This window comes from Gammaproteobacteria bacterium (assembly GCA_035279405.1).
GTDB lineage: Bacteria > Pseudomonadota > Gammaproteobacteria > Natronospirales > REEB76 > REEB76.
The window spans coordinates 321801-343914 of the sequence record DATEHU010000026.1 but is presented as its reverse complement, the minus strand read 5'-3'; the positions used below and the strand labels follow the sequence as shown (position 1 = coordinate 343914).

Genomic DNA, 22114 nt, shown 5'->3' with positions numbered 1-22114 from the left:
AACCGAACAACGGCGCTTCGCCCCCGTCTCCTGCTACCCCGGATGTTACGATCACCACTGCTGCACCTTCTTCTGCAACGAATGTTGCTCCCGGTCCTTCATATAATTTGTATGGTCCCGGTACAGTTGCATTGAGCACTAATTACGGTCCCGGTGCAGGTTCGAGCTCTACTGGCAAATCAACTTCGACAACTTGTACTACTACCAACGGTACGCAAACCTGTACGACTTCTGCCACCACTTCTGCCTCAGCTTCAACTGCTACGTGGCCGAGTCCTGCTTTTCCCGCCGGTACTTCGCCCAATGCTTCGATTGCCGGAGCTGCTAACGCCATACAGAATTCTCCTCTCGTTGTTGCTGCTTCTGGTGCGATTGCGCAAAGCGTTCCTGCAGGCTCCTGTCCAAGTTGGATTTGGAATAGCACGCTGTTTCACACTAGCTTTGATTTTTCGAACGGTCCTGCCGGCGTGTGCACGCTGGCGAATAACTACTCTGGTACCCTCATGGCTGTTTTCGCAGCCATGTGGGTGGTTTTCGGTGCGCTGATTATTCTGAGTGCCTAGCATGGTTGCTTTTCTTGTAGCCCTTCTTGTTGGTTTTGCGACCTTTCTGGTTCAGGTTCTTTTTGCTGCTATTGCAGCTGTTGCGATTTATTTCTTTCTTCAATATCTCGCGGTGCCTGCTTTCTTGGCGACGTCTAGTAATCTGTTCGGTGGTGTCAGTCCTGCTATTCTTTTCTTTGCGAATATTTCTGACCTTCAATTCGGCTTGTCCGTCATTGCGTCGGCCTACGTTACGCGTTTCGTAATTCGTCGCTTCTCTATCGTCTTTTAATGTCTATCACTGCCTTCGTTGGTCTACCGGGAGCCGGGAAATCTTATATCGCGGTCGCACGTGTCATTTTGCCGGCGTTGAAAGCCGGCCGCACTGTTGTAACGAATCTACCGCTCTATATTGATGTGGTGAAACATGATTACCCGAATGCTGATGTTCGTTCCTTTTCTGTTCCTGAAGCTCTCGCTGATCCCGCTTTTTTTCCCTCTGTTCCTTCTGGCTGTCTTTTTGTATGTGATGAAGCATGGTCTATGTGGGGCTCAGGGTTGAGGATGAGTGATGCTCCGCTCGAGCAGAAAGAGTTCCTCTCGAAACATCGGCACCGTGTTGACAAGAAGGGCAAGGCACTCGAAATTGTACTATTGACTCAAGACCTTTCTCAGATGCCATCTTTTGTCCGTGCGCTTGTTGAGCAAACGTGCATCGTTACGAAGCTTTCTGCTCTTGGTTCTAAGATTAAGTCCCGGATTGATACGTATTCTGGCGCTGTCACAGGTTCTTTGGGTCCGAAAGCTCGTCTGATTACCAGTTCTTATTTTTCTTGTTCAAAGAAAATCTATCGGTACTATAGGTCACACACTTTGTCGGAAGCGGGTCTTGCCGGTGACGAAACTAAAGTGGATCGTCACGGTGTTATTTGGAAGTCACCTTTTTTCTTGTTTGGTGTTTTGTTTGTGATTGGTACTTTTGCTTTCGGTGGTTGGAAAATATATGGATTGTTTTCTGGGAAAGCTTCCTTGGTGAGGTCTAAGCACGTCGTTGCTGCTACTGTGGGTGCTCGTACTTCTACTGCGGCGCTTCCTGTTGTTGCTGTGCATTCATCTAACGCTGTTCAGTCTTCGCCGTTAATCGAGTACAGCAACCTCTGGCGTCTTGGTGGTGTTCTGGTTCGCGCTGACGGCTCTGGTGAGGCAATTGTGACGTACACAGATGGAACCGAACGTTTTATTTCTCTTTCTTTCTGTCATCCGATTAAGTCTGAACTCTCGTGGATGTGTGAAGTTGACGGGAAGATGGTCACTGATTGGACTGGTGTTGCTCGTGCTGTTGATACTGTTGTTCCTGTTCCGACTTTAATTGAACCTACTGCTGTACCTGTTGCTACTCCGCCTGCTATTGTGCATCACTGATTCAATGCTTTGGCGGTTTCGGTATGTTTCTTGTTCTCAGCCATTGGCCGTCGATCAAACAATTTCCTGTGTTCTTTTTTTGTTGGTCTGCGTTCTGTATGCACTTTTCTTCTTTTCCATCGAAGTTCCTTTCCGTCGTTTGAGCCCGGCGCAGCGTAGCGGAGCCGGGCACTACGTTCGTGTTCGCCGAGCGCTGTTTTTCACTGCTGTTCGTTTGGTTTTCTTGGTACAGGGATGTACGGGTGCTCTGGTTCTTTAGTTGCCAGCCGATGAGCAAGCCTAAAATTAAGAACGACGCCGCGAGTATTGTTGCTTTCATGATGTTCACCCCGTAGACCTCTTGTGAGGCTTGCCTGTAGTGCTTTAAGGTAGGGCAGCGCTCGGATATCACCCTGAGTGATTTCTTTGTCCTCTGGCGTCCACAGGCTCTTACCCACGAACCGCCAGCCTTCCCATTCTTTGCCTAGCTTTTGCTGTTTCCTCTGGATTTCAAATAGTGCTTGGAGGTGCCTCGAGGGCTTTCCGTGGCCTGTTTTCAGCCTTTTTGCGTACTTCGACGTGATCCCTAGCCACTCTGAGAGTAGCTCACTACTGTAGCCATCGAAGCGATTTAGTGTCTTTTTTCGCATGCTGAATCTCCGTGGATCCGCAGCATGCCGCAACTCTTTGATTTGTCAATGTATTTAGTTCTTGACTTTCTTTTCATAATATACATTATGCGCAATTGAGCCGAGGCTAGGCCCGGCAATCGGGGCTCGCCCATGAGCGCCCCGTCTCCGTTGTCACCCCTGCCGGTCGTCGTACAGCCGGTTGCCGCGAGCGTAGCGAGTTCGGCCCCGGCGTCCTCATCGTCGTCCGAAGCACTGGGCTTGTCTTACTTAGATACAACCCCCACACGAAACACCTCGCTACCCGTTTCTCCCGAGGAAATCCGCTATCGGCGCATGCGTCGTGGGGTGCTGTTTACCGCCCGGGCCATTGAGGAAAACATCGCCGAAGTCGGGATGCAGGTCCGTAAGGCGTTCATCACCCTCACTTACCGCCCCGGTGTCGCGTGGGCTCCGGAACACGTCACCCAGACCCTCGCTTGTTACGCCGAGTGGGCCCGTCGTCGCGGGTTCCGGTTGCTGTACGTCTGGGTGATGGAACTCACGCAGGCCGGGGTCCCGCATTACCACATCGTCCTGTGGCTCCCGGTCGGGTACACGCCGCCGCTGCCCGATAAGCAGGGCTGGTGGAAGCACGGGATGTCACAGGCGAAGTGGGTCCGCTCGCCCATCGGCTACATGGTCAAGTACCTGAGCAAGGGTCTGTCTGGCCAGAGCTACCCCAAGGGTGCCCGCATTTGGGGATCCGGGGGACTCACGGCCAGCCAGCGGCTTCGACGTTGCTGGTATTACGCGCCCGACTGGCTCAAACGGTTCGCACCCCCCGGAAGAGTCTGTGCCATCCGTCGTTGTGACGGGGGATGGTGGAACATGACGACCGGCTGGTGGTATCGCTCGCCGTGGTGGGTGACCGGATTTGACCGATGTGGGCCCGTGCTGCAGTGGGTCGGTTGGCAACCGGATGACATCGAGCTTCGGGGTGCGGTATGCTGAAGCGTACCTGCAGTCCCGTTTTAACGCAGGGGGAGGTGTGGACTAGTACCGTTCTGCAATTCGCCGGCGTGTTCAGCGGCTACCCCGCCGTACTCATCGCCGAGTGGTGCCTCGTTTCCCTTCGTCATGCTCACCGGCTGAAGTCCGGTCGTGCGCGCCCCACCCCGCGCATTCTCAAGTTGTTCCAGTTGAACGCCCACCATCAGGTGCTGGGCCCGACGTGGTCGGGTTGGCAAATCGTGGGGGAAAGGTTATTTAATCCGGCCGGTGAGCCGTTCACCCGCGCGCAACTGGAAGCCTACGTGCTGATTTGGCAGCTCGCCAGCAGTCACGCACCGGAGTCCGTTCACAGGGTCCTCGCGCAATTGCAGGGGGCCGCATGAGTTACGTCACTCACACCGTCCGCAGCCCGTATCCCGTCACGCGGTACACTCCTCCGCGCCCGCACGTGAGCGAAGGCGTACAGGGACGTACGCCGTTCTTGGGTCAGGGACGATCGCAGCTCTCGCAACACCGTGCAACGAAGCTGTGGGCGGTGTGGGTGCCGTTCGCGTGTCTGCTGCTCGCCACCCCCCTGCAGACCTCTTGTGTGAGTATCACCGTGCCTGCAGCGCTTCGGTGTGCGTCGCGCTATACATTATGCGCATTCTTCAGGTCCACTTACGACTTAAAGCACCTCCGCAAACCCGCTCTTTACACGCACACATTTCATCTAATGCCAATCACCCGGCTCGGACTACTGCGCGTCAGCGCTTGAATCGCTCGAGGCTGTAATCCCGCGAATCAAGCTCGGGCGGCCGGCCCGCTACGAGGTCCGCCACCAGCTGCGCCGAGCCTGCGCACAGCGTCCAGCCCAGCGGGCCATGGCCGGTATTCAAGTAAAGATTTTCGTAAGGTGTGGCGCCCAGGATCGGCGGGCCATCACAGGTCATGGGGCGCAGCCCGGTCCAGTGCGTCACCTTGCCCTCCCCTGCGGCATCCTCGGCAAGCTTCGGGAGCAGTGCGAGCGCCTGCTGCAGGCACGCGCTGCTGCGCGCCAAGTTGACTGCGGTGTCGTAGCCGTTGAATTCGGCCGTACCCGCGATGCGGATCCGCTCGCCTAGCGGCGCGATCACGATTTTCTGCTCGAAGTCCACCACCGGAACCTGCAGTTGCCGCCCGGACGCGGCCTGCAGTGTCAGTGAGTAGCCTTTGACCGGATAGATGGGCAACGACAGGTGTAGCGGGCGCGTGAGCTGCGGGCTGTAGCTGCCGGCCGCCAGCACATACACATCAGCCTGGATGTCGCCGCGGTTGCTATGCAGGACCCGAATGGACCGGGCGCCAGCCTGTACGCTGGAAATCTCGGTGTCGAACTGGAAGCGCACGCCCGCCGTGGCCGCGTGCCGTTGCATGGCCGCGGTGAACAGGTAAGCATCGCCACTGCCGTCGTGCGGATAATGAATGGCGCCGACCAGATCCTGTGCAGCATCTGCAAGCAAGGGCTCCAGTGCAACGGCCGCGTCCCGATCCAGCACGCGTGAGTCCAGGCCCAGCGGCCGCAGCCGTTCGGCCAGTCGCTGGGTTTCCAGCAGACCGCGGCGCTCACGGAAAACCTTCAGGGTGCCGCGGTGGAGGTGCTGATAATCGAGCGCGAGCTGCTGGTCGAGTGCGTCAAGCGTGGCCAGGCTGTACAGCGCCAGCCGCAATGTCGCCTCGGTGGAGCGCAGATGCGGCTGCGGCCGGGACGCGCGCAGAAAACGCCAACCCCAGCGCAGCATCCCGGGCAGGGCGCGCGGTCGCAACAGCAAGGGTGAATTCTCGCGCCCCAACCAGCGCAGCATGCGACCGAAGGTGCCGGGCGCATTCCAGGGATCGGCCTCACTGGGCGTCAGCAAGCCGCCATTGGCAAAACTGGTTTCCAGCCCCGGGCCGGCACGGCGCTCGATCACGGTGACGTCGAAGTCCCGTTGCGCGAGAAACCACGCGGTCGTGGTGCCGAGCAGCCCGGCGCCGATGACGACGGCCGAGCGCTTCATCAGCTACCGTGGGTGCCGGCAAACTGCTGTGCGAAAAAATCCGCCGTGGCTTGGTCAGCTTCGAGCCAGGAGTGATAGCGCAGAAAGCCATGAATTTCATTGGGGATCACGATTTCCTGATACGGCACACGCTGCAATTGCAGGCGGCGCACCAGATCCACCATCTGGTGGAAGTGCACGTTGCGGTCGTCGTCGCCCTGGATCAGCAGCACCGGTGATTTCCATTTGGCAATTTCGGCATCCGGTGAAGATTCCCAGAAGGTTTTCATCAGCGCTTTCATGTCCGGCATCTGGTAGCGCTGCATGGGTTTGCCGAACCAGTCGTCGGCAAACATCGACCAATCATGCACGCCGTGAAAGTCCACGCCGGCCTTGAAGATGTCGGAGTTGCGCGCCAGGGCGAGCGCGGTGAGATAACCGCCGTAGGATCCGCCCCAGATGCCGATGCGCCGCGCGTCCACGCGTGCATCGCGCTGCAGAAAGCGTGCGCCCGCCAGCACGTCCTGGTACTCGGACGCGCCGGTGGGTCCCCAATGCGCCGGGTAATGGAAATCATGACCGTAGCCGATGCTCAGACGGTAATTCACCGACAGCACGATGAAGCCGTGGTTGGCCAGGTATTGGTTCACGGCATAGCTGTTGCTGTAATAGTCCATGTTGTGCCAGGTGAGCAGCATCTGCCGCGGTGGCCCGCCGTGCACGAAAATGATCGCCGGTTTCCTGGCCGCACCACCCGGTTTTTCAAACAACTGGCCCTGCACCTGCCAACCGTCGGCCGACCGGAAGCTCACCGGTTGGGGCGCGATCAACTGGTCGGCGGGAAAATCATCGGGTATCTGGTTGCGATCCAGCGTAAGCCAGCGATGCGCGTCAACCGCACCCGCCATGACCAGCGGCGGCTGGCGCGCGCCGGCGTCCACAAATGCGAGCGACTTGCCGGCATTCGTCAGCACCGGGCTCCATTGACTGTGAGTGCCGGTGGTTACGGCTTGCGGAACGCCGCCGCTCACCGCGATGCGAAACAGGTGCCGGCGGTCGTTATCGCCCGGCGTGCTGCCGCTGTTGGCGGAATACACCAGAAATTTGCCGTCGGGCGCCACCGCCAGATCCTCGATCATGAATTTGCCGGCGGTGAGCAGGCGCGCATTGCCGCCGTTAGCCGACACCACGTAAAGATGCGGCCAGTTGTCGGCTTCGCAGAGGAACGCCAGTTGGTTGCCGGCCACCCAGTGCAGATCCGGATCACCGCCTTCCTGCGGAAATGATGCGCGCAGCGTATCCGGGCTGTCCCACACGGCGCGCCCCTGCCCGCTCTGCACGCTGGCCACCCAGATGGACCATGGCACGGGATGCCATTCGAGAATGGACTGCGGCGCACCGCCAGTGCCGGGCGTACGCAGAAACGCGACACGCGTGCCATCCGGCGACCAACGCGGTTCCAGATCGTTGGCCGTCGCAGGTGCCAGATATTCGATGGGCGTGTCGTCGTTGCGGTACACGCCGATGAAACCGTGATCGCCGCGATCGGAGACAAATGCCAACGCGCTACCGTCGGGTGACCATTGCAGATCGGAATCCTTGCCGCGATCGAAGAACAGCGGCTGGGCCTTCTGGCTGGCGTCAATCGGTACCCACCACACGCTGTTGTCCGGCTGGTGGATGAAGGCCACGCGTTTGCCGTCGGGCGAAATCGCCGGCGCATCGCCCTCGGCCAGCACTCGTGGCTCCCCGGTGGTCAGGGACACGGACCACACCTGCATCTTCGGCTCCACCGGGCTCGAGGCTGGATCGGGTGGCGGAAATTCCGGCCAGTTGGCGTCGTGATCTCCGCCGCGCACATACACCAGGTATTGGCCGTCAGTGGAAATGCTCAAGTTGCTGAGTTCCTGGCCGTCATCGTTTTCGTAGTGCGTCACCAGCTTCGGCTGGTAGTTCGGACCAAACGCGGCCCAGATGTTGCGCACCCCCCGCTGGTCCAGCACCCAGGCAATCACGTTGCCGTTGGGAGAAGACACCAGGTTGCCGGGATACGGATAGCCCAGCACCTGTTCCATGCTGAAGTTCTGTGCCGCCGGCTGGGCGTATGTGCCGACACAGACAAACGCGAGCAGCGCGGCGACGCATGGCACTCCGAGCATCTTTGGCAGTGAACGAAGCATGGGTTTCTCCAAACGGGGATGGCAGCGGAAATTCACGGATATTTTTGCGCGTCAAATGTTAGCGCGTCACGCGTGTACCCGCTACCCGCATGGATATCAGCTGGCAACGCCCGCTTGCATGCGGGCTTCCCACTCGAGACTCTGGCGGTCGCGCCACAAGGTGGCGAGTGCCAGCGTGCGCGTGCCCTGAAAGTAGGTCACGGCGCAATCGAATTTGGCCAGATTGCCCTCCAGCTCGATGCGATCCCAGCTCTCTGCGTGCCCCACGTAGTTGAAGCTCACGTCGTAGTGCTGGCTCCAGAAAAACGGTACGGCCGTGTAGCGTTCTGCATAACCGAGCATGTTGCGCGCCGCCACCTGCCCCTGGTGCTGGGCTACCGCCCAATGCTCCACGCGGATGCTCTGCTGACTGTGCGGATCTGGCCAGCGCGCGATGTCGCCCGCGGCGAACACCTCGGGCGCATGGGTGCGCAGGTATTCATCCACCACCACGCCGCGTTCAATCTTGAGACCGGCCTGTTCCGCCAACGCAGTCACCGGCCGTACGCCGATGCCGGCCACGATCAGATCGGTTTCCAGAATTTCGCCAGTGCTGAGTGTTACCCCGTGCTCACCGATGGCGGAGACCGTGCGGCCTAGATGGAACACCACGCCCTTGGATTCGTGCAGACCCAGAATGAAATCGCCCAGCGCGGTGCCGAATACGCGCTCCATGAGGTGCAGCTCCGGCGCCACCACGTGCACCTCGAGCTTGCGGGCGCGCAGCGATGCTGCAACTTCCAGGCCGATGAAGCTCGCGCCGATCACCAGCGCACGCCGCGCGCCCTGCTCCACCGCACGAATGATGCCGCGGCTGTCGGCCACGCTGCGTACATAGTGCAGCCGTGGCGAGTCGGCGCCGGGAATTTTCAGGCGGATAGGCTCGGCGCCGGTAGCGAGCAGCAGTGCGCCATAGTTGAACTCACGACCATCCTGCGTGCGCAGGGTTTTACGCTTGGGATCGAGCGCCGTGACCTGGGTCTGGTTGAGCAGACGGATGTCGTGGTCGCGGTAATGGTTTTCCCCGCGCACCGGCACCCAGGCTTCCGGCGCCGTGCCCGCGAGGTAATCCTTGGACAGATTCGGCCGGTCCGGCGGCAGGCCGTCCTCGGCACTCAGGATGGTAATCGGCCGGTCGTAACCGCAGAACCGCAGCGTGGTGGCCGCGGCTTCACCTGCGGCCCCGCCGCCGACAATCACCACGGAATCGGGATTTACGGGCTTACCCGGCTTCGGCCGGCGTGTGCGTTGCGCCAGCGGCTGCTTGTCGCGCACGAACACCTTGCCGTCGCTCTGTTCGACGCGCCAGCACGGGATGGGGTTGAGTCCGGGCGGTGACAGGACTTCGCCGTTCCGCAGGCTGAAACACGCGTGATGCCAGGGGCAGTGCACCGTATCGCCCACCACCAGCCCCTTGGCCAGGGGTCCGTGATAATGCGTGCACACAGCGCCAGTCGCGAAAATCTCGCTGCCTTGGCGCGTCAAAATCACGGCATCTTTGCCGACATGACCCAGGAGCGATCGGCCTTCTGGAATTTCGGCAATGGACACGCCCGCCGTAAAGTCCGGCCCGGAATCGGTAGTATTCGACATAATTATTCCTGCGAGTGCTGTGCCTGTGTTTGGAACAGCGGAAAGACAAATTGCGAGTCGATGTTCACTGTACCACGCGCCACACCGGTCGCCGCAGAGCCTGAACCTCACATCCAATCAGATACAGAATTTCTGTGCTGTAAAGCATGCGCTATATCAATGTCTTGCAATTGGCTCATAAAGCATCAGATTAATTCCTTAGCGGTGTGTCGACGGCCGCAATTGGACATGCGACTGCTCGTAGAGAATCGCTAACCGTGGGACACAGCACACACGTTCATGTGACACGCACACAGGACACGCGCGCGGTTTCACAGCCACCGGCGGGCAAGCCAGCCAATCAATTCCAGCACCCGCCCGAGCCAGCCGCGTTGGGCCCAGCGCCCCGGATACACCGCTTCCGCCTGCGCCAAATCGTCCAGAAATTGAGCCTCAAGCTCCGCCACAAACGGCGGCTGGCGCGCGGTCAGGACTAATTCATAGTTCAGAAAGAAACTGCGGTAATCGATGTTGGCGGTGCCCACACTCCCCCACTGGCCGTCCACGACCACGGTCTTGGCATGCAGCATGCGCGGCTGATATTTGTAGATTTTCACACCTGCATTCAGCAGTCCCGCATACGCGGCACGCGCGGCCCATTGTGCTATGCGTACATCGCTCTTGCGCGGCACCAGCACGCATACATCCACGCCACGGTGCGCGGCATTGCACAACGCACGCTGGGTACGCCGATCGGGCACGAAGTAGGGAGTGCTGAGCCACACGCGCCGCAGCGCAAGGTCGGCGCGCAGGGCGTACAGCGCGCGCAGCACCCGTCGGCCATGGTGCGCACGGTTGGTGATGAGCGTCGCCTGCGGCGCACGCAGCACGGGCGAGCGCAATCGCTGGCCGCGCCAGAACGCGTCGAACATGATTTGCAGGTTATGCGCCGCGGCACCCTGCACTTCCACGTGCGTGTCGCGCCAGCGGCGCTCGCCGTACAGCGTGCGCGAATTCTCGCGATGGATATTGAATCCGCCGAGAAAACCGCTGCGCCCGTCCACCACTAGAAGCTTGCGGTGATTGCGGCGATTGTAGCGGGATGGGTGGCGCCAGCTCCAGCGATGAAACCAGCGCACGTGCACTCCGTCGCGACGCAACGCTTTGGCCAGCCGGTGCGAGCCCCAGAACAGCGAGCCGGCGGCGTCTATGTGCAGCAGCACCTGCAAGCCCGCGCGGGCGCGCGCACCAAGTGCGGCGGCAAATTGCCGGCCGATTTCGTCGTCCGCAAAGATGTAACTTTCCAGCTTGATGGAATGGCGCGCACGCCCGATGGCTGCGAGCATCGCCGCGTAGAGCTCGTCGCCTTCAATGAACAGGCGCAACGGTGGAACTGCGACGCCGGGCGCCAGCGGCCGTTCCAGAGTGTGCTTCTGCATTTCCCCGCCGCATCATCAGGCTGTTATAGTGTTGCAAGTATGCCAGTCCGGTCGCCGACCGGTCACGGTTCAAGTCTGACACTTGCGTGCGTCTGCTGCTGTATAACCTCCGCTACGGCGCCGGTCATGGTCCGGCGTTCAATTTTCCGCTGCCCGGAATCGGCGGCTACGTGCGCGCTACCGGCCGTAATCTCGGACGCATCGTCGAATTCATCGAGTCCACGCACCCGGACATCGCCGGATTGATCGAAGTGGACATGGGCTCGGTGCGCGCCGCCACCCACAATCAGGCCGAGGTCATTGCCAATGCCACCGGCCTGGTGCCCGCGTATCACAACAAATACGCACGCGGCTCGATCAACCAGTATCTTCCGATCGTGCGCAAGCAGGGCAATGCTTTCCTTACGCGCCAGACCGACGCCATCCAGCGCTTTCACTACTTCGATCTCGGCATCAAGCGGTTGATCATCGAGCTGGAAATGACCGGGCTGTGTCTGTTCCTGGTGCATCTGTCACTCAGATACCGGCATCGCCAGCATCAGATGCACCATCTGGTCTCCCTGGTGCGCAGCTCGCGCAAACCGGTAATCGTGGCCGGTGACTTCAACACCTTGTCCGGCAGCGAGGAGATCGACTTGTTTGCCGCGGCCGCCGGATTGCACAGCGCCAACGTGCGCAACCAGTCGTCCTGGCCGAGTTCGCACCCGTACCGGCAACTGGACTTCATTCTCTACAGTCAGGGAGTACGCAAGCTGGCCTTCGACATCCCCAACGTGCAACTCTCCGATCACCTGCCGTTAGTGTTTGATTTCGAGCTGGAGACAGCGGCTTGATGTGGCGCGACTGGCTCGGTCTGCGCCGCGACCGGCGCCGCAAGGTGACACTGCAGTCGGTCTGGGACCCGCTGGCTGCCGCGAGCAAGCTGGATGCGACTGCGCTGCAGGCGGTACATGCCAATCTCATCGAGATTGAAGGCCGCTTGCACGCCGGTGCGCAGCCCTTGCAAGCCTTGCGCTGCGAACTCATGGACAGTCTCGACCGCCAGGTGCTGAACAGCGAGATCCTCAACCTGCCGGAGGAGTTGCGCGCGCGCCTGCGCCAGCAGCAGGATAGCGTGCTGCAGAATGATGCGGAGGCTCGAGCTTACTTGGCGGCCAACGCCCTGCGCATGGAAGTGTTGCGCGAGTATGCGCACCGGCGTTTCGGCGATCGCGCGGACGGCGACTGGTTCGACGTGTATACCCGGGCCGCGCACCTGCGGCAGCGCAATACGCGCAATTACATCGAGCGCGTCCTGGGTGGCACGCGCAATGCCGGCGATGACGCGCGGTTTCAGGCCATGACGCTCAAGGACAGCGAAATCCGGGCACGTCTGTTGCAAGTGCCCGCGGGCACGCACTTCCCCGGATTCGGAAAAGCCGGCGGTTTAACCGCCTGAACGTTGCGATGCGACGCGCGCCTTTCTATCATGGAGCATCCAATCAGGACCATGCAGGTCCACGACTGCACTCTGCAGCCGGATAACTCGGAGTCCATCATGCCCACGCCCTCCCCGGCGCCCAATTGGCGCATCGAGCTTGACCACGACGATATTGCCTGGCTGTGTTTCGACAAGGCGGGCAGCGGCACCAATGTGCTGTCCGGTCAGGTGCTGGTGGAACTCGGCGAACACCTCAAGACACTCGCCGCCAAGCCACCCAGAGGCGTGGTGATTCATTCCGCGAAGACCAGCGGTTTCATCGCCGGCGCCGACATCAAGGAATTCACCGCACTCAAGACACCGGACGACGCCTTTCAAATGATCCGTCGCGGCCAACTGGTGCTCGAACAACTGGAGAAACTGCCCTGCCCCACCGTGGCGCTGATCAACGGCTTCGCACTCGGCGGCGGGCTGGAACTCGCGCTCGCCTGCCGCTATCGGGTCGGCATCGACGATGGACGCCTGAGTCTCGGCCTGCCGGAGGTGAAACTCGGCATCCATCCGGGCTTCGGCGGCACGGTACGCTCCACGCGTCTGGTGGGCGTGTTGCCGGCGATGAGCTTCATGCTCAACGGGCGCAACGTGCACGGCGGCGAAGCCATGCACATCGGATTGCTGGATCGCCTCGTGAAACCGGACGCAGCCCGGCAAGCGGCGCGTGAAATGGTGCAGCGCGCGCCGACGCACAGCAGCCCGCCTTTAATCCAGAAATTGCTGGCGTTTGCGCCGCTCCGGCCGCTGGTCGCCAACATGCTGGTGAAGAAAGTCGCGGCCAAGGTACGCCGCGACCATTACCCCGCGCCCTACGCCATCATCGATCTGTGGAAGAAATATGCCGGCACGGATGAAATGTACGTGCAGGAGGCGCACTCCATCGCGCGGCTCATGGTCAACGACACCGCACGCAATCTGGTGCGCGTATTTTTGCTGCAAGACCGGTTGAAGTCCCTGGGCAAAAAATCCGACCTCGCGCTCAAGCACGTGCACGTGGTGGGCGCCGGCACCATGGGCGGCGACATCGCGGCATGGTGCGCGCTGCGCGGTTTTGAAGTGACGCTACAGGACCGCGAGGAGAAATACGTGCAACCCGCACTGCTGCGCGGCCGCAAGCTATTCGCGAAGCGGCTTAAAGGCATTGACGTTCAAAATGCGACTAATCGCCTCAAGATGGACGTGTCGGGCGCGGGCGCAGCGGATGCCGATGTCGTCATTGAGGCGATTTTTGAAAACGTCGAAGCCAAGCAGACGCTCTACAAGACGCTCGATGCCCGGATGAAACCCGGCGCGATTCTGGCCACCAACACTTCCAGCATTCCGCTGGAAACGCTGCGCACCGTGCTCAAGAACCCGCAACGGCTGGTGGGCCTGCACTTTTTCAATCCGGTTGCCCAGATGCCGCTGGTCGAAGTCGTGCATGCGGCCGATACCGCGCCGGACGAAATCAAGAAAGCGCTGTCCTTCACCCGCCAGATAGACAAGCTTGCGGTACCGGTAAAAAGCTCCCCCGGCTTTCTCGTTAACCGTATTCTCATGCCCTATCTCATGGAAGCCATGCTGGCCGCCGACCAGGGCATTGCCTATGAGGCCATCGATCAGGCGGCGCTCGATTTCGGCATGCCCATGGGGCCGATCGAGCTCACTGACACCGTCGGCCTGGATGTGTCGCTGTCCGTGGCGCGAGAGTTCGCTCGCGTATTCCGCAAACCCATCCCGCAGAGCCTCACCAAACTCGTGGATGAGAAAAAATTCGGCCGCAAGACCGGTGAGGGTTTTTACCGCTATCAGGACGGAAAACCCCTGAAAGACAGACGCCGGGCGCAGCCGCAACCCGCCGACCTGCAAGACCGGCTGATCCTGCCGATGCTCAACGAATCCGTCGCCGCGTTGCGCGCCGGCATCGTGGATGACGCCGATCTGCTCGATGCCGGCGTGATCTTCGGCACCGGCTTCGCGCCGTTTCGCGGCGGCCCGATCAATTACATTCGCGCCGCGGGTGTGGAAAGTCTCAAGGCCCGACTGGGTAAACTCGCGGCCCAGTACGGCGAGCGTTTCCAACCCGATGCCGGCTGGACCGCATCTACGCTCAGGGAACCCAAAGCATGAAATTCGACAGCATGCCCAAGGATCGCGACGCCGCGGTGCGCACACTCGCCATGCCCAAGGACACCAACGGCCTGGGCGATATCTTCGGCGGCTGGATCATGTCGCACGCCGACATGGCCGGCGCAATTCTCGCCTTCCGCCGCGCGGGCGGACGCGTGGTCACTGTCGCGGTCAGCGAGTTCGTGTTCGTGGGCCCGGTGTACGTGGGCGACGTGGTGAGCTTCTACACCGACGTGGCACGCGTCGGCCACACCTCGATAGCCATTGACGTCACGGTATTCTCGCAGCGCAGCGACGGCGAACGCGAAACCTGTGTGAAGGTGGCAACCGCACAGATGACTTACGTGCGCGTCGGCGCCAACCGCCGGCCGGTGCCAGTCGCCAAATAACGCGCCATACCTGGCCGGATCGCAGATCGCTCTGCGCGGCCTCCGGCCTGAATCGCGACAGCTACGATGTGGCGCAAACGCAGCACACGGACAAGACTTGGAATGCATGCAGCAATCCCTGTAGCAATTGGCGGGAATCCTCAGCATGGCTGAAGCCAACGCTGCACACGCCGGCGAGTTCCGGCTGGGCGGCAAATTGCCGGTGCATCGTCTCGGATTCGGCGCAATGCGCATCACCGGGCCCGACGTATGGGGCGAGCCACGCGATCGGGCGGAAGCATTGCGCACGCTGCGCCGGGTACCGGAGCTCGGCGTGAATTTCATCGATACCGCGGATTCCTATGGCCCGGATGTGTCCGAGCCTATGATCCGGGAAGCGCTGCATCCATATCCCGAGGGACTGGTGATTGCAACCAAAGGTGGCCAGGTGCGCCCCGGACCGAACCTCTGGGTGCCGCTCGGTCGCCCCGAATATCTGATGCAGCAGGTCAAGCTGAGTTTGCGCCGGCTCGGGCTCGAGCAGATCACGCTCTGGCAACTGCACCGCATTGATCCCAAGGTGCCACGCGCTGAACAGTTCGGAACGATTCGCGAATTCCTCGACCAGGGGCTGATTCGCCATGCCGGGCTGAGCGAAGTCAACGTCGAGGAAATCGAAGCGGCTCGGAAAATCTTTCCGGTGGCCACGGTGCAGAACCGCTATCACGCGCACAGCCGCCGTTACGAACCGGTACTGGAATACTGCACGGCGCATCACATCGGCTTTATTCCGTGGGCGCCGCTGGCCGCGGGTCGTCTTGCGAATCCCGGCTCGCCGTTTGAGCAGCTTGCGCGCCGCCATGGCGCGACCCCAAGTCAGGTGGCCATTGCCTGGCTGCTCAAGCGCAGTCCGGCCATGCTGCCCATACCCGGCACCTCCCGGGTCGCGCATCTCGACGAAAACGTGGCGGCCGCCGATCTGGTGCTCACGGACGAAGAATTTGCCGCGCTCGCCCGTTCCGCGCCGCACGCGGGACAACCGCCGGTGACCTGATGCGTCGCAAGTCTGGGCCCGGATGGGCGAGGCACGGCGTCGGTGCTCGCGTCATATGGAAGCCTATACGCCAAAAACCTTTCAACCTCCCTTTGGCAAAAACAGTCCCGGCTCTCCAACCGGACCCATGTCCGGCCTTACGCGCAACAATGGTTCCGTAGTGTATCCACGCCTGCCCCCCTGTCCCGCTTTTGATACAGTCTCGACGTTTTGCGTGTAACTGACTGGATTAAAAGGTTATATTTGCTATACTTCTGCCAGGATTAGGCCCTGCATCCAGTGAACAAGGCCTGGTTTGAGTACAATCCGCGCCCGGGGTACAAGAACATATATGGAAATTGAAAAGCGCACTTTCCGACGCATTGCCGCAGATCATTCCATCCGCATTCTCGAACCGGATGGCACGACCTTCTCCGCCATTGCCGTGGACGTGTCCCTGACCGGGATGCAGGTGCTTTGCGACGGGCCTACCATGTCACGCATCACCCCGCACGGGGTGCAGACCAATGCCGGACATGGCATACGCATCCACGTGCAGGTGACCTTGGCGGATTTTGGCAAAGGTAACAGTCGACTGGGTCTCTATGGACGTGTAGTGGGCGTAAGGCAGCACGGTGACGACGAATACCGGCTGGGGATCCAGTTCACCGACTTCGAGCCCGGCACCTACAGCACCCTGGAAAACTACATAGACAGCCATCTTTAGGCCGTGAGACCAGACTCGGACGGATGACCTGAGTCCCCAGGGGCTCAGTGCAGGACTTTATCAATCAGTATATTGACCGACCCGCTATGGTCGGACTGCCATCCGGCCTGACCTTCGAGATCGCCCGGTTGCGGTGTCGCGGTTCCCCGGCTTGCAATGCGCGCGACGATGGTGGCCCGCGCCACGCTCGCCAGATCATGGCCGGCGATCACGGCATCGGAATTGCCCAAGGTCACTTCAATCGGCAAATCGCTCACCCGGAAACGGCGCACGGCCAGCGGCGGGCCTCCGCGCGCACCCACCGGCTCGGCGAACACGAACAAGGTTTCATCCGGCGAAACCTGATTGCGCAGGCGCGCATCCAATGTCACGCGTACGTGGATATTGCGGCCGGACGGAGCCACGGCCCCGCTGTTCGCAGCCGGCGCAACCGCACCACCGGCTGCGGCAATGGCCTTTTCAATTATGGCGCGGTATTCCGCCGGTGGATTTTGCGTCAGCAGCGCGTTCCACCGGCTCACTGCGAGAACCTTATTGCCTTGTTGCAGTGCGCCCAAGCCGCCGTACCACAGCGCCTGCGGATTGCGTGGATCCAGTTGCAGGGCTTTCTCGAACGCCGGCATCGCCGTGCTCATGAATTCATCCGGATCGGCAAGCGCCGCTGCTTCACCGTAGCCCGCAAGCACTTCGGCGTTCTCGTCGCCGGACAGCCGCCGCGCCTGCTTATAGGCATTTTCGGCGTCGGTGTATCGGCCCATGAGCAGATAGGCGTGACCCAGAACTTCCCAGCCCTGCAGGTCATCCTTGTCCGTGGTCGCCAAACGCTGCGCGAGCTGCACCACCATCTGCTCCACGGACACCACACTTGCCTGTTGCACGCCCTCGATGCCAGCACGCCAGTTCCCGAGCTGCCAGTAGAGCATGCCCGAAGCGATGATCAACAGTGCGGCCACGCCTATGGCGGTGACTCGATGACCCGATGGTGTTGATGCCTGCGCCCGCACCTGCTGTGCTTCACGCAAACTGGTCTCGAGCTCGCGGTCCAGATCACGGCGCGCAGCCCCAAAGTCTTCGGAAGCCAAACGTCCGGTCGCCACATCACGCTCCAGTTCCTCGACGCGCGCCGCATGCACCGCGCGGTTGGCGGCATCTGTGGCGAGCGACATGCGCGCCCGCGTGCGCCAGAGCGGTATGGCGACGCAAGCCGCCGCGATCAGAATCATGACCACAGCCACGGCAATGAAAATCACGGTCCCTCCTCCCCGTCCACTGCGTCCATGTGGGCACGCCGCCGCAGGATAAACGCGAACACCACCAGCGCGATCAGCAGCAGCAGAAACGGCCCGCCCCACAATAACCAGGTGTTGGGCTGGACCGGTGGCTGGTAGAGCACGAAATCCCCGTAGCGATCGGCCATGAAATTCTTGATCTCCTGATCACTTTTGCCTTGGGCCACCATTTGGTGCACCTGTCGGCGGAAATCCGCAGCCAAATCCGCATCGGAATTGGCGATGCTCTCGTCGAAGCACACCAGGCAGCGGAATTCGTGGATCAGGTTCTCATAGCGCTGCTGCAATTGCAGATTGCTGAACGGCGGCTCGCTGTCCACCGCATGTGCCGGCGGCAGCCACAGACAGGACAGCAGTATCGCTGCCAGCGGAAAAATCAGCCAGCGCTTCATGTGCCTTCGCGGCGCAGCGCCTGAATCCGCGGGAGCAGATCCTTCTGGATTACTTCGGGGGTGAGCGGTCCGATGTACTTGTAGCGAATGATGCCGTGCGCATCTATGAGGAAGGTTTCCGGTGCACCATACACGCCCCAATTGATGGCCGCATCGCCGCTGGCATCAAACGCGATGGCAGCATAGGGATCCCCGCGTTGTGCCAGCCAGGCGAGCGCTGCCTGGCGATCGTCCTTGTAGTCCCAGCCATAGATAGGCACCACGTTCTGTCGCGCGAAGGCCATGAGCGTCTGCTGCTCCTCGCGGCAGGCATAGCACCATGTACCCCATACGTTCACCAGCGAAACATGGCCCATCAGGCTCTGCTGGGTGATGGGATCCTCGGGATGATGTAGTTTCGGCAGGCTGAACACCGGCACGGATTTGCCGATCAGCGGGGATGGCAGAATGCGTGGATTGAGATACAGGCCGCGCCAGAAAAACGCAATCAGTCCCGCCAACACCACGATCGGCAGCAGATACAGCAGCGAACGTTTCATCCGCCCGCCTCCACCTTGGCCTCCTGCGCCACAGGTACCGGCGCCGACGGCGACGGTGTGGGCGGTGGCGCAGTGGCAACCGTGGAGTCCACACGCAACGGCCGGCGGTAACGGCGGTCCGATACCGCCAGCATTCCACCCAGCATCATCACCAGACCGCCCAACCAGATAAAGCGCACCAAAGGCTTGTACTGGAAACGCACGCTCCAGGTATTGTTTCCCAACGGATTGCCCAGGCCCACGTACAGATCCCTGAACAGACCGGGGTTGATGGCAGCCTCAGTCGTGACCGTGCCGGTGTACTGCCGCTTTTCGGGCCGCATGACGGTGAACGGCTTGCCATCGTGCATGACCAGAAACGTGGCCTGCGTACCTTGATAATTCGGCCCCGAAACGTCGGACGTACCCTGATAATTGAATTGATAACCGTTAATCGTCACGCTGGATCCGGGCCGCACCACGCGGTCCTTCACGACACCCAGGGTGCTGTTGACGGTAACGCCGATAATCAACAGGCCTGCGCCCACATGCGCTACCGTCATGCCGAGTACCGAGCGCGACAAGCTCAGATGCGCACCCCTGGAACGTTGCCATAAACGATAGGCGGGCTCGCGCAGCGTAGCAATTATCGTCCACACGCCCAGAAACACACCGGCAACCGCGATCATCGTGGTCTGAGCGTGCAGTGCCAGAATGATTACCACGCCGGCCACGATGGCCAGCAATGCCAACCACCAAAGCTTGTGCCCGGTGTCGGCCAGTTCACCGCGTTTCCAGCGCACATACGGCCCGATGCCGATGGCGATAAAGAACGGAATCATGAGCGGGATAAACACCGTATCGAAATACGGCGGACCGACCGAGATGCGTTCCAGATGCAACGCGTCCATGAACAGCGGATAGAGCGTGCCGAGCAATACCGCGGCAGCAGCCACGGCCAAGAAGATGTTGTTGATGAGCAAAAAAGACTCCCGCGAAAAAGGCTTGAAGCCGCCGCCGCTGGACAAAGTCGGGGAGCGCCAGGCGTACAGGGCGAGCGCGGCGCCGACGAAGATGCCAATCATGCCGAGAATGAACACGCCGCGCTTAGGATCAACCGCGAAGGCGTGCACCGAGATCAATACGCCGGAACGTACCAGGAATGTGCCGAGCAGGCTGAGCGAGAACGCGGCAATCGCGAGCAGCGCCGTCCAGCTCTTGAACGCACCGCGCTTCTCGGTGACCGCCAGCGAATGCATCAATGCGGTGCCCACCAGCCAGGGCATGAATGAGGCGTTTTCCACCGGGTCCCAGAACCAGAATCCGCCCCAGCCCAGTTCGTAATAGGCCCAATAACTGCCGATGGTGATGCCGATGGTCAGAAACAACCAGGCGACTATGGTCCAGGGACGCGACCATCGCGCCCACACCCCGTCCATCTTGCCACCCAGGAGAGCGGCGATAGCAAATGCAAAGGCCACGGACATGCCGACATAGCCCATGTACAGCAAAGGCGGATGCGACACCATCATCGGGTCCTGCAGGATGGGATTGAGGTCGCGCCCCATGCTTGCAGGCGGCAGCAGACGTGTGAACGGATCTGAGGTTGAGAGCATGAACAACAGGAAGCCGATACTGATGACACCCAACACGCCCAGCACGCGGCTGCTGAATTCCTGCGGCAGGTGCCGGCTGAAACGCGCTACTGCGACCGTCCAGATGGCGAGGACGAATACCCACAACAGCAATGAACCCTCATGCGCGCCCCACACCGCTGTAAATCGGTACCACCACGGCAGCGCCGTATTGGAATTCTCCGCGACGTAGGCGACCGAAAAATCGTTGGCGAGGAAACAGTATGCGAGCGCAGCGAAGGCCAGCGCCACAAACAGGGATTGTGCCACCGCCGCCGGACGCACCGCGGTCATCCATACCCGATTGCCGCGCTGTGCGCCGGCCAAACCGAAAAATGCCTGCGCCAGCGCCAGGCACAGGGCAATAATCAACGCCAGATGGCCGATCTCGGGAATCACGGCGGGTCTTTGGCGAGTCGCACAGTTTGCCGTTGCTGAATCTGCGCTTTCTTGATGGCAGCCTCTACCTCCGGCGGCATGTATTTGGCATCGTGCTTGGCGAGCACCTGATCGGCGATAAATACACCGTTCTTTCCCAGGGTGCCGGATACCACAATGCCCTGCCCTTGCCGGAACAGATCCGGCAGGATGCCGGTATAGACCACCGGAATTGATTTTTGCATGTCGGTCACCGTGAAATGCACGGTCATGCTGCCGGGCACACGTTGCACGCTGCCCATGGCCACCAAACCGCCCATGCGAAAACTCTGGCCCACGTGTACGTTACTGGCGGCGACTTGCGCGGGGGTGAAGTAATAGAGCAGGTTCTTGCGGAAGGCCTGCAGGCCCAGGGTCACCGCAATGGCTACGCCCGCGACGATCACAGCGACCACAATCAGGCGCCTGCGGCGCGCCGGCGTCATTGCGGTTCTCCGCCGCTTGATGCGCGGTGGCGCAAGTGCTTGAGCAGCGCACGTTGCCGCCGGCCGGGCAGAACCGCATTGATCACCATCACCACCAGCACGATGGCGTATGCCGGCCAGACGTAGGCGGCGTAACCGCCCATGGTGAGAAACTCGTGCCAGGAGCTCATGGCCGCTGCACCAGTTCGCGCACCCATGCGGTGTGGCGCTCGCGCTGCAGCACTTCCACCTGCAGGCGCTTGAGGATGAACGCGGCAAAGTACAACATGAAACCGACAATCATGATGAACAGCGGGATGTACATGCTGGGCGGGATGTCGGCGCGCGCGCCGAAAAATACCGTGGGCCCTTGATGCAGGGTGTTCCACCATTTTACCGAATAATGAATGATCGGGACATTGACGATGCCGACCAGCGCCAGGATGGCGCTCGCCCGGTCGCCGGTGCGTTGATCCTCGAAAGCGTGATTGAGCGCGAGATAGCCGAGATACAGAAACAGCAAAACCAGCTCGGACGTTAGCCGCGCGTCCCACACCCAGTAGGTGCCCCACATGGGCTTGCCCCACAGCGAGCCGGTGACGAGCGCGAGAAACGTGAATGAGACGCCCAACGGCGCAGCCGCTGCCGACACTGCGTGCGCCAGTTTCATGCGCCAGACAAGACCGATGGCCGCCGCCACCGCCATCACCATATATATGAATAGCGACATCCAGGCACTCGGCACATGCACGTACATGATGCGGAAGCCGTCGCCCTGCTGGTAATCCGGCGGTGCCAGCCACAATCCGCCGTAGAGTCCGGCGAGAATGACGATCAGGCTCAGCCAGCCGCACCAGGGCGCCACGCGCCCGGCGAGACGGTAAAAGTACGGCGGTGACGCCAATTTGTGAAACCAGACAAACATGCAAATTTCCC

The 22114-nt window shown here is 60.8% G+C and carries 22 protein-coding genes; 10 read left to right on the top strand and 12 right to left on the bottom strand.

Going from position 1 to position 22114, the window contains the following annotated elements:
• The first annotated feature begins 564 nt into the window (after positions 1-564).
• Entirely contained in the window at positions 565-834 is a 270-nt protein-coding gene (locus VJR90_05175; GenBank protein HKV96868.1) for a hypothetical protein, read from the top strand.
• Entirely contained in the window at positions 834-1964 is a 1131-nt protein-coding gene (locus VJR90_05170; protein ID HKV96867.1) for a zonular occludens toxin domain-containing protein, read from the top strand. Before VJR90_05175 ends, VJR90_05170 begins: the two co-directional genes overlap by 1 nt.
• A gap of 1 nt (position 1965) precedes the next feature.
• Here the strand turns inward: VJR90_05170 and VJR90_05165 are convergent, their stop codons facing one another.
• Positions 1966-2292, bottom strand: a complete 327-nt coding sequence (locus VJR90_05165; protein ID HKV96866.1) for a hypothetical protein — start codon at positions 2290-2292, stop codon at positions 1966-1968.
• A gap of 628 nt (positions 2293-2920) precedes the next feature.
• On the opposite strand from VJR90_05165, the gene VJR90_05160 reads away from it, so the two are divergent.
• The gene (locus tag VJR90_05160) at positions 2921-3565 is read left to right on the top strand and encodes a hypothetical protein (protein HKV96865.1); all 645 of its coding nucleotides are present in this window, start codon (positions 2921-2923) and stop codon (positions 3563-3565) included.
• Positions 3566-3600: 35 nt separating this feature from the next.
• Positions 3601-3948, top strand: coding sequence for a DUF3653 domain-containing protein (locus tag VJR90_05155; GenBank protein ID HKV96864.1), 348 nt, complete (start codon positions 3601-3603; stop codon positions 3946-3948).
• Between the two features lie 363 nt (positions 3949-4311).
• On the opposite strand, the gene VJR90_05150 is transcribed toward VJR90_05155, so the two are convergent.
• The 4 genes from VJR90_05150 to VJR90_05135 all read right to left on the bottom strand — a co-directional run bounded on the left by VJR90_05150 (position 4312) and on the right by VJR90_05135 (position 10792).
• Complete coding sequence (locus tag VJR90_05150; GenBank protein ID HKV96863.1) at positions 4312-5583, bottom strand: D-amino acid dehydrogenase; 1272 nt, start codon at positions 5581-5583, stop codon at positions 4312-4314.
• Positions 5583-7742: an LpqB family beta-propeller domain-containing protein gene (locus VJR90_05145; GenBank protein HKV96862.1), complete on the bottom strand. Its 2160-nt coding sequence runs from the start codon at positions 7740-7742 to the stop codon at positions 5583-5585. The genes VJR90_05150 and VJR90_05145 overlap by 1 nt, the downstream gene beginning before the upstream one ends.
• A gap of 96 nt (positions 7743-7838) precedes the next feature.
• The gene (locus VJR90_05140; GenBank protein HKV96861.1) at positions 7839-9374 is read right to left on the bottom strand and encodes an FAD-dependent oxidoreductase; all 1536 of its coding nucleotides are present in this window, start codon (positions 9372-9374) and stop codon (positions 7839-7841) included.
• 311 nt (positions 9375-9685) lie between these two features.
• A complete protein-coding gene (locus tag VJR90_05135; protein HKV96860.1) occupies positions 9686-10792 on the bottom strand; it encodes a phospholipase D-like domain-containing protein in 1107 nt (368 codons plus the stop codon).
• 86 nt (positions 10793-10878) lie between these two features.
• On the opposite strand from VJR90_05135, the gene VJR90_05130 reads away from it, so the two are divergent.
• The 6 genes from VJR90_05130 (at position 10879) to VJR90_05105 (ending at position 16503) form a co-directional block, all read left to right on the top strand.
• The gene (locus VJR90_05130; GenBank protein ID HKV96859.1) at positions 10879-11625 is read left to right on the top strand and encodes an endonuclease/exonuclease/phosphatase family protein; all 747 of its coding nucleotides are present in this window, start codon (positions 10879-10881) and stop codon (positions 11623-11625) included.
• Complete coding sequence (locus VJR90_05125; GenBank protein HKV96858.1) at positions 11625-12230, top strand: hypothetical protein; 606 nt, start codon at positions 11625-11627, stop codon at positions 12228-12230. The genes VJR90_05130 and VJR90_05125 overlap by 1 nt, the downstream gene beginning before the upstream one ends.
• Positions 12231-12329: 99 nt before the next feature.
• Positions 12330-14375 (top strand): 3-hydroxyacyl-CoA dehydrogenase NAD-binding domain-containing protein, encoded by a 2046-nt coding sequence (locus tag VJR90_05120; GenBank protein ID HKV96857.1) that lies wholly within the window; start codon positions 12330-12332, stop codon positions 14373-14375.
• The gene (locus VJR90_05115) at positions 14372-14764 is read left to right on the top strand and encodes an acyl-CoA thioesterase (GenBank protein HKV96856.1); all 393 of its coding nucleotides are present in this window, start codon (positions 14372-14374) and stop codon (positions 14762-14764) included. Before VJR90_05120 ends, VJR90_05115 begins: the two co-directional genes overlap by 4 nt.
• Positions 14765-14909: 145 nt before the next feature.
• Positions 14910-15797 (top strand): aldo/keto reductase, encoded by an 888-nt coding sequence (locus VJR90_05110; GenBank protein ID HKV96855.1) that lies wholly within the window; start codon positions 14910-14912, stop codon positions 15795-15797.
• A 331-nt stretch (positions 15798-16128) separates the two neighbouring features.
• Positions 16129-16503: a PilZ domain-containing protein gene (locus tag VJR90_05105; protein HKV96854.1), complete on the top strand. Its 375-nt coding sequence runs from the start codon at positions 16129-16131 to the stop codon at positions 16501-16503.
• Positions 16504-16547: 44 nt separating this feature from the next.
• Here the strand turns inward: VJR90_05105 and ccmI are convergent, their stop codons facing one another.
• Genes ccmI through VJR90_05070 form a run of 7 tightly spaced genes read right to left on the bottom strand, consistent with a single transcriptional unit; the run spans position 16548 to position 22103 of the window.
• Complete coding sequence (ccmI, locus tag VJR90_05100) at positions 16548-17753, bottom strand: c-type cytochrome biogenesis protein CcmI (GenBank protein HKV96853.1); 1206 nt, start codon at positions 17751-17753, stop codon at positions 16548-16550.
• Positions 17750-18184 (bottom strand): cytochrome c-type biogenesis protein, encoded by a 435-nt coding sequence (locus VJR90_05095; protein ID HKV96852.1) that lies wholly within the window; start codon positions 18182-18184, stop codon positions 17750-17752. The genes ccmI and VJR90_05095 overlap by 4 nt, the downstream gene beginning before the upstream one ends.
• Positions 18181-18723, bottom strand: coding sequence for a DsbE family thiol:disulfide interchange protein (locus tag VJR90_05090; protein ID HKV96851.1), 543 nt, complete (start codon positions 18721-18723; stop codon positions 18181-18183). The genes VJR90_05095 and VJR90_05090 overlap by 4 nt, the downstream gene beginning before the upstream one ends.
• Entirely contained in the window at positions 18720-20735 is a 2016-nt protein-coding gene (locus tag VJR90_05085; GenBank protein ID HKV96850.1) for a heme lyase CcmF/NrfE family subunit, read from the bottom strand. The genes VJR90_05090 and VJR90_05085 overlap by 4 nt, the downstream gene beginning before the upstream one ends.
• A complete protein-coding gene (ccmE, locus tag VJR90_05080) occupies positions 20732-21199 on the bottom strand; it encodes a cytochrome c maturation protein CcmE (protein HKV96849.1) in 468 nt (155 codons plus the stop codon). Before ccmE ends, VJR90_05085 begins: the two co-directional genes overlap by 4 nt.
• Complete coding sequence (gene ccmD / locus VJR90_05075; protein ID HKV96848.1) at positions 21196-21369, bottom strand: heme exporter protein CcmD; 174 nt, start codon at positions 21367-21369, stop codon at positions 21196-21198. Before ccmD ends, ccmE begins: the two co-directional genes overlap by 4 nt.
• The gene (locus VJR90_05070; protein ID HKV96847.1) at positions 21366-22103 is read right to left on the bottom strand and encodes a heme ABC transporter permease; all 738 of its coding nucleotides are present in this window, start codon (positions 22101-22103) and stop codon (positions 21366-21368) included. The genes ccmD and VJR90_05070 overlap by 4 nt, the downstream gene beginning before the upstream one ends.
• Positions 22104-22114: the final 11 nt, after the last annotated feature.

What these genes read in the sequence shown, in the direction of transcription:
- ccmD (HKV96848.1), bottom strand. Translation starts at nt 21,369, where the DNA reads ATGAGCTCCTGGCACGAGTTTCTCACCATGGGCGGTTACGCCGCCTAC.
- VJR90_05135 (HKV96860.1), bottom strand. Translation starts at nt 10,792, where the DNA reads ATGCAGAAGCACACTCTGGAACGGCCGCTGGCGCCCGGCGTCGCAGTT.
- VJR90_05140 (HKV96861.1), bottom strand. Translation starts at nt 9,374, where the DNA reads ATGTCGAATACTACCGATTCCGGGCCGGACTTTACGGCGGGCGTGTCC.
- ccmE (HKV96849.1), bottom strand. Translation starts at nt 21,199, where the DNA reads ATGACGCCGGCGCGCCGCAGGCGCCTGATTGTGGTCGCTGTGATCGTC.
- VJR90_05145 (HKV96862.1), bottom strand. Translation starts at nt 7,742, where the DNA reads ATGCTTCGTTCACTGCCAAAGATGCTCGGAGTGCCATGCGTCGCCGCG.
- VJR90_05150 (HKV96863.1), bottom strand. Translation starts at nt 5,583, where the DNA reads ATGAAGCGCTCGGCCGTCGTCATCGGCGCCGGGCTGCTCGGCACCACG.
- VJR90_05095 (HKV96852.1), bottom strand. Translation starts at nt 18,184, where the DNA reads ATGAAGCGCTGGCTGATTTTTCCGCTGGCAGCGATACTGCTGTCCTGT.
- VJR90_05125 (HKV96858.1), top strand. Translation starts at nt 11,625, where the DNA reads ATGTGGCGCGACTGGCTCGGTCTGCGCCGCGACCGGCGCCGCAAGGTG.
- VJR90_05110 (HKV96855.1), top strand. Translation starts at nt 14,910, where the DNA reads ATGGCTGAAGCCAACGCTGCACACGCCGGCGAGTTCCGGCTGGGCGGC.
- VJR90_05120 (HKV96857.1), top strand. Translation starts at nt 12,330, where the DNA reads ATGCCCACGCCCTCCCCGGCGCCCAATTGGCGCATCGAGCTTGACCAC.
- VJR90_05170 (HKV96867.1), top strand. Translation starts at nt 834, where the DNA reads ATGTCTATCACTGCCTTCGTTGGTCTACCGGGAGCCGGGAAATCTTAT.
- VJR90_05090 (HKV96851.1), bottom strand. Translation starts at nt 18,723, where the DNA reads ATGAAACGTTCGCTGCTGTATCTGCTGCCGATCGTGGTGTTGGCGGGA.
- VJR90_05115 (HKV96856.1), top strand. Translation starts at nt 14,372, where the DNA reads ATGAAATTCGACAGCATGCCCAAGGATCGCGACGCCGCGGTGCGCACA.
- VJR90_05175 (HKV96868.1), top strand. Translation starts at nt 565, where the DNA reads ATGGTTGCTTTTCTTGTAGCCCTTCTTGTTGGTTTTGCGACCTTTCTG.
- VJR90_05105 (HKV96854.1), top strand. Translation starts at nt 16,129, where the DNA reads ATGGAAATTGAAAAGCGCACTTTCCGACGCATTGCCGCAGATCATTCC.
- VJR90_05070 (HKV96847.1), bottom strand. Translation starts at nt 22,103, where the DNA reads ATGTTTGTCTGGTTTCACAAATTGGCGTCACCGCCGTACTTTTACCGT.